Below are 13,148 nucleotides of genomic sequence, written 5' to 3' on the forward strand. Positions count from 1 at the left end.
GCCCTCATGGCTGGTCCAGCAACCGGATGACCACCGCGCCCTTGACCGGGCCGGTGATGGTCTGCGGCTGACCTTGCGGGCCCAGGTTGGACGGCAGCGACTGCTTCGTGCCGATGGCGGGGATCACCTGATACACACCCACGCCGAGGCGCGGGAGCGTGAGCACGGGGTTGTTCTTGCCGTCGCGCGGGGCATAGACGCCGACAAAGGGCGCGCCACCGTCATTGAGCAGGGCAAAGCGGCCCTCGGTGGTCGTGAAGTCCATCCACTCCCAGCGGGAGAACCAACCCTTGAACTCGGGGAAGTCCCACGTGAGACCCGGGATCGTGTCGTTGTATTCCGTCTCCCAGAGCTCGACATGCCCGCCGCGCAGGCGGTTCTGCCACACCCGATACGGGCCGGCCCCGAGCCACTTCTTCGACTTCATCTTCTCCTCCGGGTAGTCGAAATCCACGCCGAGAATGTCCACGACGCCCGGCCCCTCGAAACCGTAGTCGAGACGCACATCGCCGTCGGGCGTGATCGTCCAGCGTGTGTCACGCACGCCGGCGTCGTGCGTGGCCGTGATGACCGCCGCGCCGTTCTCGATCTTGGCGGTGAAGTTCAGGAGCTTGCCCCTGGCGGGCGCCATCGGAGCGAAGGCGCGCTCGGTGCGCCGGTAGGCCGCGAGCCGCGGACCGTCGCCGAAGGAAATGCGGCGTCCGTCGCGCTCGAGCGCGGCGATCCGACCCGTCGCGCGGTTGAAGCGCGCGGTGTTGCGACCGACCGTGACGACGGTCTCGCCGCCCTCCTCCGTTAGCGCGACCGCGTCTGACGTGGGCGCGGCGTGACCGAGTGCGGCGGCGCCGTGCTTCCAGCGCCATGACCAGGTGCCGATCTCGCGCGCCTGGGCGTCGATCGCCGTGACGATGAGCGCGTCGGCTTCGCGCCAGTCCGCGGGCAAGGGCAGCGCGAGTTCGCCGTCGGCGCGCGCCGCCACGTCGGGACCGGCGAGCCGACCGTAGCCGCGCACCGAGCGATGGAACATGCGCGCCCCGGGCGGGGCGTAGCGCAGCAGGCGCCACTCGAAGGTGACACCGGCGAGATTCAAGAAGTCGTAGCGGTTGCGCACGGGCAGCCGGCCGGCGAAATCCGCGGGCAGCGCCGTGAGCGGAAACTGCACCGGGCTCCAGATGTCGCGCACTGCGAAGTAGCTGCCCTCTTTCTCGTGGCGCGGCCCGAGCATGCCGTCGGGACCGAGGTCGCGGTTGGCGTCCACGCGGCCGCCCTGGTCGGTGCGGACGACGCCCTCGTCCATCCACACCCAGAGGAAGCCGCCGGCGGCGTGCGGCTTCTCGCCGAGCAGCTTCCAGTAATCGTCGAGCCCGGCGCCGTGGCCGCCGTCGAACATGCCGTGCAGGAATTCCGTGGGCATGAAGATGTCCGGCCCCTCGGAATATTTCACGGTGTCGGCGTATTCGCGGTAGTGGTAGGTGTTCATGCCGCGGAACGACAGCGCCCACGGATGCAGCACGGGGCGTTTCTGCGGATCGTGCTTCGCGAACTCGTCGTCGTTCTCCACGTTTTCGCCGCCCTCGTTGCCGTTGTCCCAGAAGAGCACGCTCGGGTGGTTCACGTCGCGCGCGACGAGCTGGCCGATGAGGCGGCGGCCGGTCGGCGTGTCGTAGGCCTGCTGCCAGCCGCCGAGCTCGTTGAGCACGTAGAGGCCGGCCTCGTCGCAGAGGTCGAGGAACTCGGCGTCGGGCGGGTAGTGCGACATGCGCACGGCGTTGAGGTTGGCCTCCTTCATGAGCTGCACGTCCTCGCGGTTGCGCCGGGCCGAGAGCGTGCGGCCGGTGTCGGCCCAGAAGCTGTGGCGGTTGACGCCCTTGAGCGTGATGCGGCGGCCGTTGAGGAACAGGCCCTCGCCGGGGCGCAGCTCGAAGGTGCGGAAACCGAAGCGCTGCGTGAACGTGTGGCCCGACGGCACCAGCGTGCCGGCGCGCAGCGTGAACTCCGCGAGGTAGAGGTGCGGTGTCTCGGCCGACCACGTGTCGGGCGACTTCGCGGCGGCGCGCACGGTCACGCGCTGGCTGCCCGCCGGCACGGCCTGCGCCACCGGTTCGCCGACGGGCGTGCCGTCGGGGCGGCGGAGCTGGACGACCAGTTCGTTGTTGGCCGGCAACGCGCCGCCGAGGAAGACATCGGCCGCGAACGCGCCGTCGGCCTTCGCGTCGATGGCCACGCGGTCGATGAACGCCGCGGGCAGGGCCTCGAGCTTCACCGGGCGGAAGAGGCCGCCGAAGTTCCAGTAGTCGGCGTAGCGCTCGGCGCGGTTCACGCTGTCATTGGCGGAGCGCTTGCTCACGGTGACCTCGAGGAGGTTGGGGGCGTCGAAGCGGAGCTTGTCGGTGATGTCGTGGTGAAAGCGATAAAACCCGCCCTGGTGGACGGGACCGGCGGACTGGCCGTTGATCTTCACCGCGGTGTCGGTCATCGCGCCCTCGAACACGATACGCACCGCGCGCCCCTGCCACGCCGCGGGAACGGTGAACTCGTGGCGGTAGAGACCCTGCTCGCTTGCCAGCGGCGGACGGTTGGGCTGGCCGTCCGACGGACGAATCATGACGCCGTATTCGTAGGCACCGAAGCCTTGCAGCTCCCAGCACGACGGCACAGCGATCTTGGTCCACACGCCGCTGTTGCGGCCGGCCGTGCAGTAGAAGTCCCACTGCACCGCGTCGTCGCTGCCGCGGCCGGAGAGATAGAGGGTTTCGGTGGGCGTGGCGGCCGCCGAGACGACGGCGACGAGCAACGCGAGCAGGCGGGAAACGAAGCGCATAAGCGGAGGGGTTGGGCACCGGCCAAATCGCCGGCAGGTAACGCCAACAACGTTGTCCGCCCCACGGCTCCTGCAAGTCGTTATGCGGTGATTCCGTAGAAAATCCGGCACGCGTGCCTGTGACTTCCGCTATCCTCACTCCACTCTCCCCCGATCCTAACGCGAACCGGAGTAACCACGAAAAACACGAAGCACACGAAAGGATCAGATTGTTAAACGCGGAGCCCGCAGAGCGCGCGGAGGGCCATGTTCCCGCACGGTCGTTCAGATGCATGGAGGGCCGGTCTCCGCACCGGCCGTTCTGGAATGAAGCATCGAACCATGAACCACGAAAAACACGAATCACACGAAAGGATCAGATTTTTAAACGCGGAGGACGCAGAGAGCGCGGAGGGCGCGAGTCCCTGCACATCGTCCTGCCCGAACCGGTCCGCAGAGACGGGACCCTCCGCCCTATTCCTTTTCGTGTGTTTGGTGTGTTTCGTGGTTTCCTATGTATTGGTCACTCCGCGCCCTTCGCGCCCTCCGCGTTTCAAAGGTGTGGTTCATTCAAAAATGCTGGGTGGCCAATTTCCCCGTGCGAACCAAACTTCGACCAGGGACATAGGACCATAGACCAAGGACTACAGACCACAGACCACTGACCTCTGACCTCTGACTACTTCCAACCACCGTCTCCCGTCCATTCCGCCTCAAGCCTCCCTTCTCCCTTCTCCTGTCTCCCGCCTCCCGGCCTCCCTTCCCCCTTCTCCCTCCTCCCTTCTCCCATGAATACCATCCGCATCGCCGTCCACGGCGGACCCGAGGTTCTGCAACTCACCGATCTGCCCGTGCCCACGCCCAAGCCGGGCGAGACGCTCGTGCGCGTGACGACCGCGGGCCTAAACTTCATGGACCTCTACCAGCGGAGCGGCGTCATGCCGATGGCGCTGCCCTTCACCGCCGGCATCGAGGGCCTCGGGGTGGTCGAGCAATCCGACGGCGCGCTCGCGCCCGGCATGCGCGTGATGTGGCCCTCGCACCCAGGCGCGTTTGCGGAGTTTGCCTGCGTGCCGACGTGGAAGCTCATCCCCGTGCCCGCCGGCCTCGACGACCAGACGGCGGTCGCCGCCTGCCTGCAGGGACTCACCGTGCAGTTCCTGACCGAGAGCACCTACGTCGTGAAACGCGATGACGACGTGCTCGTCCACGCCGGCGCGGGCGGTGTCGGCCAGCTGCTGATCCAGGTGCTCAAGCACAAGGGCGCGCGCGTCTTCACGACTGTGTCCACCGAGGCCAAGGCCGCCCTTGCCCGCGCCGCCGGGGCCGACGTGGTGATCCGCTACACCGACGAGGACTTTGTCGCCGTCGTGCGCGAGCACACGCGCGGCCGGGGCGTGCAGGTCGCCTACGATTCCGTCGGCCTCACGACGCACGCCGGCAGCCTCTCGCTCGTGCGCCCGCTCGGCACGCTCGTGCTCTTCGGCCAGTCGAGCGGCGTGGTGCCCCCGATCGATCCGCTGCTCCTGATGCGGCAGGGCTCGATCTTCCTCACCCGCCCCACCCTGATCCACCACATTGCCGACGCCCCGGCGGTGCAGGCCCGTTCCGCCCGCCTCCTCGAATGGCTCCAGACCGGCGTCCTCCGCCCCTCGATCGGCGGCGTCTATCCCCTCGCCGAAGTCGCCCGCGCCCACCTCGACCTCGCCAGTCGCCGCACCACCGGCAAGCTGCTGATCAAAATCCGCGACTAATTCCCGTAGCCGCGCTAGAGTCCGCGAAAGCGTGGTTCGCTGCAGAACGACGACAAAGGACCAAGGACTGCTGTTCGCAGACCACAGCCCTCGGACCTCTGATTTCTGTCGTCTGCCGTCTTCCCCCTATCGTTCGGTTTCAGGTTTCAGGTCTCAGGTTTCAGGTTAGGCCGCCTCCGATCTTCGGCCTCCAGCCTCCCTCCTCCCGCCTCCGTTCTCCCTTCTCCCTCCTCCGCCCACCTCGACCTCGCCTCCCGCCGCACCTCCGGCAAGCTGCTGATCCGGATCGCGGAGTGACTTCATTCCCTATTTTACGTCCGACATATCAGACGCTAATTGACATAATGTCAGATATAGCTGACGTTATGCCTTGTGAGCTCCTCCCCCTCCCTGCCGCTTCCCGCCGCCCACGCCCTGCGCAAGCTGGGTCGGGAGCTCGCTTTGGCCCGGCGGAAGCGCGGCATCTCGACCGACGATATGGCGGCCCGCCTCTTCGTGAGTCGGGACACACTCTGGCGGATGGAACGCGGCGATCCCAAGGTTGCCACTGGCACGCTGGCGACCGCAGCCTTCATCCTCCAACTTCATGACCGGCTCGCCAATCTGGCCACGCCGGGCGATGACACCCTGGGCCTGAACCTCGACGAGCAGCGCCTGCCGAAGCGCATCCGGCGTCCGCAGACATGAGCCTGGAGGTGCATATCGACTGGCAGGGCGCAACCCACCGCGTGGGGCGTCTGCACACCGCGGAGCGCAGCCCGGCGGTAACCTTCGAGTATGCCCGCGAGTGGCTGGCTCGCGATGGCGCCTTCTCCATCGACCCCACCGGCTTGCCCCTGGGCCCGAGTCCGATTCATGGAGCCGCGCTGTTTGGAGCGATGCAGGACTGCGGTCCCGACCGTTGGGGTCGGATCCTGATCGAGCGCGCGGTCCGCAAGCACGTCCTCGACCGCAAGCCTTACCGCGAGATCGACTACGTCATCGCGCTCGACGACACCGCCCGGATTGGAGCCCTGCGGTTCCGCACCGAACCCACCGGTCCTTTCCTGGCCGCGACGACCGGCAAGCTGCCACCCCTTGTGAGTCTGGCCGCCCTGCTCCGGGCCGCCGACGCCATCCATGGTGAAACTGAAACCGCCGCCGACCTGCGCTTTCTCCTCGGCGCCGGCTCGCCCCTCGGCGGCGCCCGTCCGAAGGCGGCCGTCCTGCTCGCCGATGGACAGCTCGCGATGGCCAAATTCCCCAAGCCCGACGACGTGCGGGACATCGCCGCCGGCGAGGTCCTCGCCCTGCACCTGGCCCGGCAGGCCGGAATCAATGTGGCGGAATCCCGACTGGCCAAAGCCGGGACACGCAGCGTGTCGGTCATCACGCGCTTCGACCGCATGCGCGGACAACGTCTGCCCTTTCTCTCCGCGAACAGTCTGCTCGGGTTGTCACCCGGCGAGGCCGGCGCCTACACTCTCCTCGCCGACGGCATCCGTCAGTTTGGCGACGATGTGGCGGGTGACCTGCGCGAACTCTGGCGGCGGCTCGTGTTTTCCCTCCTCGCGAGCAACTACGACGACCATTTACGCAACCACGGCTTCCTGATGCGCACGCCGGGCAAGTGGTCGCTCTCTCCCGCCTACGACCTGAATCCCGTTCCCGAGATCGAACGCTCCCAGCTGCCCAAGACGGCCATCTCGGAAGACAACGCCGAATCTAGCATCCAAGCCGCCCTGGAGGTCGCGCCCCGCTTTGGCCTCAAACCCACGGCCGCCAAGGTCATCCTGCGTGAGGCCTATGCTGCGGTTGCTGATTGGCGACAGGCCGCGAAGCGACTGCGCCTCCCCGCCCGCACCCTCGCCGCCTACGCCACGGCCTTCGAGAATCCGCTGATGACAGAAGCCGAAAAACTCCGCTGAACTCCGCCTGCCGACCCCGGCTCGGCCCAATCTTTCTCGTTCTCTTAATCTTTCTCTTTCTCCCTGCCTTCCCCGCCGGTGGAAAATCCCCTGTTGAAGCCGGGACCAGGGACAACGGACTACCGACCACGGACCACAGACCCCTGACATCCGCCCTCCGACCTCTGACCTCCGACATCTGCCGTTCGGTCTCAAGTCTCAGGTTTCAGGTCAGGCCGCCTTCCGACCTCTGACCTCTGATCTCTGACATCTGACATCTGTCCTCCGGTCTCCCTGCCTCTCGCCCTTCCGCCGCCGCGCGGCGTCTGACCCCCGGGAGGTGAGGCTCAGGCTGCCGTGGTGCGCGAACGCACCGCCAGAACTTCGTCGTGGCGCAGGGCCTCCAGCGAGGACTCGGGCACCGTGATCACGGCCACGGTCTTGCCCGTGGCACTGAACACCTCCAGTGAACAGCCCGGCTCGCCACCCGCCTGCGGTGCGGGATGGTGGTCCACCACCGTGGCCACATCGCCACGGCGGATGCCTTCCGCCGGAACATCGACGGCCAGGGCCACGCGGCTGTAGAGCGGAAACTTCATCGATCGGAATATAGGGTGATAAACTTGGTCACGCCAGTCGCTTTTTCCGTCATCCACACGGAAAGCACGGACAAAGCCCGTCCGTTGGGACCAGTCAAACGGCCACGGATGATATAGCGCCAGCCATAGCGATCCTCCCCCGCATGGACCGCCGCCAAGGGCAGCAATTGCATACGGATGTCCTGCTCCAGCCGGTTCGCATCCCGCACGGTGTATCCTGCCAGAGCCAGAAATCTGGATTTGTCGTGCTCGTCCCGCGGGCGGAGCAGATAGTCGGTAATTTTCTCGGGCGCAATCCGCGCATCCGCAGGCAATAGCATGGCCAGGACGAAATGTGTCTGCACCGCAAAGACGGCGGCGTGCGTCGGCCCGCAACGGAGCAAAGCCACCGGTCGCGCCGTGCCAAGACCAAAGCCGTTTTCGACCCGCGTCGGACAAAGACGTCTGCCGTAGCCGCGCTTGAGTCCGCGAAAGCGTGGCCCGCTGCAGATCGACGACGAGGGACAAGGGACGAAAGACCACTGACTACAGACCTCCGACCTCTGACTTCTGAAGTCTGCCGTCGTCCCCCGACCGTTCGGTTTCAGGTTTCAGGTCTCAGGTTTCAGGTTAGGCCACCTCCGTTGTCCCTTCTCCGTTCTCCCTCCCGCCTCCGGTCTCCGCTCTCCCGCCGCCCGCTTCCTCTCCCTCCCGCCTCCGGTCTTCGCTCTCCCGCCGCCCGCTTCCTCTCCCTCCCGCCTCCGGTTTTCGGCCTCCCGCCTCCCTCCTCCCGCCTCCGTTCTCCCTTCTCCCTCCTCCCGCCCACCTCGACCTCGCCTCTCGCCGCACCACTGGCAAGCTGCTGATCCGAATCGGGAGTGAAAGGTGCTGAATGCTCACTCGCGGACCATAAAGGCAAATAGTAGAGGCCTGACTACACCACCCCCTCCTGTCCCAGCTGCGGCGTGAAGATGGTCACCCGCACCACCAGCAAGGGCCCGAGTGAAGGCCGCGAATTTTACGGCTGACGCACCTATCCCAGCTGCAAACCGACTTTTAAAGTCCCCCAGCCCACCTGAGCACTTGCTGCCCCAATCCATTTGGTGTGACCTAGCATACCTCCCCGCCCGATGATCGTCTATCTCGCCAAAAAGCACGAATTTCTAGATGACGTCGACTCGAACAGAATCGAGGAGCGAATCCAAGCCGAGTTTCGCCGCACACACAATCACTCCGTAGGCGCCTCGGAAAAAGCCTCGTGGAAGAACTCCCTCGGCTTCATGCAGCGAATTCTTGCTGATGAAGAAATTCCACACGACTCTGGAGTCGCGATTGAATTGAGCGTCCCTCTTTCTGCGAAACGAATTGATTTCGTTCTTACCGGCACAAGCCGCGAGAAGCGTCAGACCGCAATTATCATTGAGTTGAAGCAGTGGACCGAGGCGAAGCCCACTCAGAAAGACGCTATTGTCAGGACCTATTTGGGCGGAGCTGAGGTTGAGACGTCGCATCCTTCCTATCAGGCTTGGTCCTACGCGGCATTATTGGAGGACTATAGCGAAACTGTCCGCACCCAAAGGATATCCCTCAAGCCTTGCGCCTATTTGCATAATTGCGCCGACGGCAGCACGATCAACAACCCCTTCTACCGCGAGCACACCGACAAGGCTCCCGCCTTTCTGCAAGCCGACGCGGCCAAGCTTCGTGCGTTCATCAAGGAACACGTTAAACACGGGGATTCCGGCAAAGTTATCTATCAGATTCGCGACGGAAAGATCAGCCCATCAAAAAACCTGGCCGATTCCCTGGTCTCACTTTTACAGGGCAACCGCGAATTCTTGATGATCGACGACCAGAAGCTGGTCTACGAAACCGCACTCCAACTGGCAGGCATCGCCACGCCCAAGCAGAAGCAGGTGTTAATCGTGGAAGGCGGACCCGGAACCGGAAAGTCTGTCGTCGCGGTCAACCTGCTTGTGGCACTAACCGCACGCAAGATGCTGACTCAGTATGTTACTAAAAATGCAGCTCCTCGCGGCGTCTACGAGAGCCGGCTAACGGGGGCATTCAAGAAATCGCACATCTCCAACCTCTTTGTTGGTTCCGGTGGATTCACCGAGACCCCGCCCAATACATTTGGGGCTTTGGTAGTCGATGAAGCTCATCGGCTAAACGAAAAATCGGGCCTTTTTATGAACTTGGGCGAGAATCAGGTTAAAGAGATCATTCAAGCGGCTTGTTTCTCGGTCTTCTTCTTGGATGAAAACCAACGCGTGACATTGAAAGACATCGGGAGCGTCTCCGAAATCATGCGTTGGGCCACTGCAACCGGCGCGAAGGTTTCCCGACTAAATCTTGAGTCCCAGTTCAGGTGCAACGGCTCAGACGGGTATTTGGCCTGGGTCGACAACACCCTGCAGGTCAAAAAAAACGCGAACCCCACCTTGGAGGGCATCGACTACGATTTCGCGGTTTGCGATTCCCCCAACGAGCTCCGCGAGCGAATCCTCCAAAAGAACGCTGGGCGCAATAAATCCAGAATGGTTGCGGGTTACTGCTGGGATTGGAAGAGCAAGACCGACGGGAAAAGCCCTGATATCGAGTTTCCGGAGCATGGGTTCTCGGCCCGCTGGAATCTCACGGCAGACGGTCCGCTGTGGATTATTAAGCCGGAAACGGTCACTGAGATTGGCTGCATTCACACATGCCAGGGGTTGGAGCTGGAGTATGTCGGCGTTATCATCGGCCCCGATCTCGTAGTTCGTGATGGCCGCATCAAGACCGACCCGGCCAAAAGATCCGGCCAGGACTCTTCGATCAAAGGCTTCAAGAAACGCCTATCTGAAAACCGAGAAGCGGCGGAGGCCGCGACGGATGAAATCATCAAAAATACCTATCGCACACTGATGACGCGCGGACAGCACGGCTGTTTTGTTTACTCAGCCGATCCTGAAACCAACGCATACCTGAAGGCCATGGCCTCGCGGAAGCGTTCCATTGCCACTGTCGAGCCAACCGCGTATCCGGGCCTGCCTTTGCGCATATTGGATGGGGCAGCCGCGAAGCCTTTTATCAATGCCGTCCCCCTCTACGATTTGCAGGTCGCCGCCGGTGCCTTTAGTCTGGAACAGTCGGTAGGTGACTGCGCGTGGGTGGAATTGCCCGACGCCTTCACTCCAAGAAAAGACCTTTTCGTCACCCGGGTAGTCGGCGAATCCATGAATCGCCGGATACCCAATGGTTCTTGGTGTTTGTTCAAACGCACACCAGCCGGAAGTCGCGACGGCAAGGTCGTCTTGGTCGAGCTACTTGACCGCCAAGATCCGGAAAGCGGCGGCCGTTACACCGTTAAAGTATACCGCAGCCAAAAACAGCCGACTGAAGACTCCTGGGAGCACACCAAGATTATCCTTAAACCTGACTCAACCAACGCCGGTTTTAACGACATCGTTTTGGAACCGAGTGAAACCGAGAGTTTCAAGACCATTGGCGAACTGGTCGCTGTTCTCGGTAAAGACTAAGACTCATGACTATGACGGACGACATCACCACATTGGCCCAACTCAAGGAAGCCACGGCCAAATTTGCGCGCGAACGGGACTGGGAACAGTTTCATGCCCCTAAAAACCTTAGCATGGCCATAGCTGCCGAGGTTGGTGAACTCATGGAGCATTTTCTTTGGGTCTCTGCCGACGAGTCATCCACTCTGTGCTTGAACAAAGACAAACGGGGCAAGATCGAAGAGGAATTAGCGGATATCATTATGTTTTCCCTGCAGTTTGCCAACATGGCCAAGATCGATGTTGCGTCGGCCATTTCCGCAAAGATCGTCAAAAACGCAGCGAAGTATCCTGTTTCAAAGGCGAAAGGACGTTCGGAGAAATATACTGAACTATGATTGTAACCGCACCCAAGCTGACCAATTAGTCCCGACCGAAGGTTTGCTCACGGTAGCAAGTAACAAACCCCGATCTTGCGAGCCATGCCTATCCAACACGCCCTCTGGAAGATCGGAACCCAGCCGACGCCGATCAGTCTCGGGAAACTCGCCAGCGAGCAGGCGCTGGAGGACATGATTGTCCGCGAGACAGGCATTCTGTCCGCCGAGTGGATGCTCATCGGACGGCAGGAGCAGACTGGCTTCGGCGGGCGTATCGACCTGCTCGCCATCGCGCCCGACGGTTCACTCGTCCTCATCGAACTCAAACGCAACCGGACGCCGCGGGAAATCGTGGCCCAGGCGCTCGACTACGCGGCGTGGGTCGAAAAGCTGACCGCCGACCGGATCGCCCAGATCTACCAACGCTTTTCCAACGGCGACAGTCTGGATGCGGCGTTCCAGAAGCGCTTCGGCACCAAGCTGGACGAGGAGACCCTTAACGAGTCCCACCAGATTGTCCTCGTGGCCGCCGAACTCGACGACGCCACCGAGCGCATCATCCAATACCTCAACGACCGCGACATCGCGATCAACGTCCTCTTCTTCCAAGTCTTCCAGCACGGCGGCGACCTCCTCCTTAGCCGCGCCTGGCTGATCGACCCGGGCCAGACTCAGGCCAACGTCACCACGACCACCAAGCGCTCCGGTGAAAAGGAGCCTTGGAATGGAGAATACTACGTTTCCTTCGGCACGGGCGACTCCCGCACGTGGGAAGACGCCCGGAAGCATGGTTTCATCAGCGCCGGCGGCGGCAGTTGGTATACCCAGACGCTCAAGCTGCTCTCCCCCGGCGACCGGGTTTGGGTGAAGGATCCCGGCGTCGGTTACCTCGGCGTCGGTCGCGTGCTTGAGCCGGTGGTAGCAGTGAAGGACTTCAAGGCGCCTACCCCATCCGGGGAAAAGTCCGCCTTGGACGTGCTCTCCACCGCGGCCCGTCTGCGGCAAAGCGCCGATGACCCGGAAAAGGCGGAGCACTTTGTCCGGGTGCAGTGGCTCGACACCGTGCCCGAATCCAAGGCCGTCAAAGAGCTCGGCCTGTTCGGCAACCAGAACACCGTCTGCCAGCCCACGACACCCAAGTGGCGCCACACCGTCGATCGCCTGAAGCAGCATTTCCCCAAGTGGAACAAGGAACCTAAGGCATGAATGCGTATGGGGAGGTAGCGGTTGAAAGCGTTCGTCTCTGCACCAAACGCGGTCTTGATCCGCGCAACGCGTGGCATGCCGCAGCGAAGCTCCGCTTTCCAGACAGCCCCTCCTCCCAGACGAAGGGCTGTCCCCGCGGCGCCTTCGTGGGCCTATGTGCGGCGGGGTTGGTCCGCGACGTTGCACCGGAAACCGAAGCAGGTCAGTTGGGCAAGAATGCCCGCTATGCGTGCGCGGCGATCAAGATTCTCATCGCCGCAAAACCGACGATTCGGTCGGCAACGGAACTTTGGCGTGAGGTCGGCCAAGGCAAAAGACACAATCATCAAATGGATGTCGTCCTCGCCCTATGGAGCAGGGGCCTGATTCACGGCAGTTGAACCCAAGCCGTGACCGCCGAAACCAATCCAGAGCTCGACCGACAGCGGGAAGCCGTCTTTGCCGAGGTCGGCCGGAATGTCGTCCTGTTTCAGGACATCGAGCGGATGCTGAAAATCGTGCTCAACCACGGACAGGTCACCTTCACGGCGAGTCAACTCAAGGAATGGAATGGTCAGACACCCACGCCCTACTCCAAACGGATGTTGGGTGAACTCATCGAGCCCCTGATCCAGAATCACCTGACCCCGGGTGAGCCGGAGGGACAGGCCCTCGCCAAGGACATAGAGATCGTGATCCGCACCGGATTCACGGTGGATCTGAAGGAGGAGGAGAGAGCGGCTTTTCGGATCCGTTTGGAGGACATGGTCAGGCAGCGAAACGAATTCATCCACCACCTGCTGGACTGGCTGAGACTGGAGACGATGGAGGACTGCCAGTCGGCAATCGATCGGCTGAGCCACCAGAGGGAAAACCTAAAACCGCTCTATCATGACATCAGAAATATTCTGAAGGTGTTTCTGGAGACTTGGGATGAAATGCCGCGCGTGATTGAGGCAATGCGTGCGGAAGAAACCCTCCGTCGCGCCAACCAGAGTTAGACTCTGGCGCCAGGGCGCCGTCCCGGCTTTGTGTTTCTTGGGGAATTTTATGTGCGTTCGCGGT

The 13,148-nt window shown here is 62.7% G+C and carries 11 protein-coding genes; 8 read left to right on the plus strand and 3 right to left on the minus strand.

Annotation, left to right across the window (positions count from 1 at the left end):
* Positions 1–4: 4 nt before the first annotated feature.
* Positions 5–2,821 (minus strand): glycoside hydrolase family 2 TIM barrel-domain containing protein, encoded by a 2,817-nt coding sequence (locus tag ESB00_RS18330; protein ID WP_129049542.1) that lies wholly within the window; start codon positions 2,819–2,821, stop codon positions 5–7.
* Positions 2,822–3,588: 767 nt separating this feature from the next.
* Between ESB00_RS18330 and ESB00_RS18335 the strand changes: the two genes are divergently transcribed.
* The 3 genes from ESB00_RS18335 (at position 3,589) to ESB00_RS18345 (ending at position 6,461) form a co-directional block, all read left to right on the plus strand.
* A complete protein-coding gene (locus tag ESB00_RS18335; protein WP_129049545.1) occupies positions 3,589–4,554 on the plus strand; it encodes a quinone oxidoreductase family protein in 966 nt (321 codons plus the stop codon).
* 372 nt (positions 4,555–4,926) lie between these two features.
* Positions 4,927–5,241 carry a helix-turn-helix domain-containing protein gene (locus tag ESB00_RS18340; protein WP_129049547.1) on the plus strand — a complete coding sequence of 105 codons (315 nt, stop codon included), beginning with the start codon at positions 4,927–4,929 and terminating at the stop codon, positions 5,239–5,241.
* Positions 5,238–6,461 (plus strand): type II toxin-antitoxin system HipA family toxin, encoded by a 1,224-nt coding sequence (locus ESB00_RS18345; protein ID WP_129049549.1) that lies wholly within the window; start codon positions 5,238–5,240, stop codon positions 6,459–6,461. Before ESB00_RS18340 ends, ESB00_RS18345 begins: the two co-directional genes overlap by 4 nt.
* 326 nt (positions 6,462–6,787) lie before the next feature.
* Here ESB00_RS18345 and ESB00_RS18350 read toward each other — a convergent pair whose 3' ends face one another.
* Positions 6,788–7,039, minus strand: coding sequence for a DUF4926 domain-containing protein (locus tag ESB00_RS18350; protein ID WP_129049551.1), 252 nt, complete (start codon positions 7,037–7,039; stop codon positions 6,788–6,790).
* Positions 7,036–7,359, minus strand: a complete 324-nt coding sequence (locus ESB00_RS18355) for a DUF6883 domain-containing protein (RefSeq protein ID WP_129049553.1) — start codon at positions 7,357–7,359, stop codon at positions 7,036–7,038. The genes ESB00_RS18350 and ESB00_RS18355 overlap by 4 nt, the downstream gene beginning before the upstream one ends.
* Positions 7,360–8,148: 789 nt before the next feature.
* Here ESB00_RS18355 and ESB00_RS18360 point away from each other — a divergent pair.
* The 5 genes from ESB00_RS18360 (at position 8,149) to ESB00_RS18375 (ending at position 13,084) form a co-directional block, all read left to right on the plus strand.
* Entirely contained in the window at positions 8,149–10,539 is a 2,391-nt protein-coding gene (locus ESB00_RS18360; RefSeq protein ID WP_129049554.1) for a DNA/RNA helicase domain-containing protein, read from the plus strand.
* A gap of 11 nt (positions 10,540–10,550) precedes the next feature.
* Positions 10,551–10,916, plus strand: a complete 366-nt coding sequence (locus tag ESB00_RS18365) for a nucleotide pyrophosphohydrolase (RefSeq protein ID WP_129049556.1) — start codon at positions 10,551–10,553, stop codon at positions 10,914–10,916.
* Positions 10,917–11,000: 84 nt separating this feature from the next.
* Positions 11,001–12,104, plus strand: a complete 1,104-nt coding sequence (locus tag ESB00_RS18370; RefSeq protein ID WP_129049558.1) for an endonuclease NucS domain-containing protein — start codon at positions 11,001–11,003, stop codon at positions 12,102–12,104.
* Positions 12,101–12,484, plus strand: coding sequence for a DUF6979 family protein (locus ESB00_RS20255; protein ID WP_425465755.1), 384 nt, complete (start codon positions 12,101–12,103; stop codon positions 12,482–12,484). The genes ESB00_RS18370 and ESB00_RS20255 overlap by 4 nt, the downstream gene beginning before the upstream one ends.
* A gap of 9 nt (positions 12,485–12,493) precedes the next feature.
* Positions 12,494–13,084, plus strand: coding sequence for a hypothetical protein (locus ESB00_RS18375; RefSeq protein ID WP_129049560.1), 591 nt, complete (start codon positions 12,494–12,496; stop codon positions 13,082–13,084).
* The last annotated feature ends 64 nt before the right edge of the window (positions 13,085–13,148 follow it).

Source organism: Oleiharenicola lentus, assembly GCF_004118375.1.
Lineage (GTDB): Bacteria > Verrucomicrobiota > Verrucomicrobiia > Opitutales > Opitutaceae > Lacunisphaera > Lacunisphaera lenta.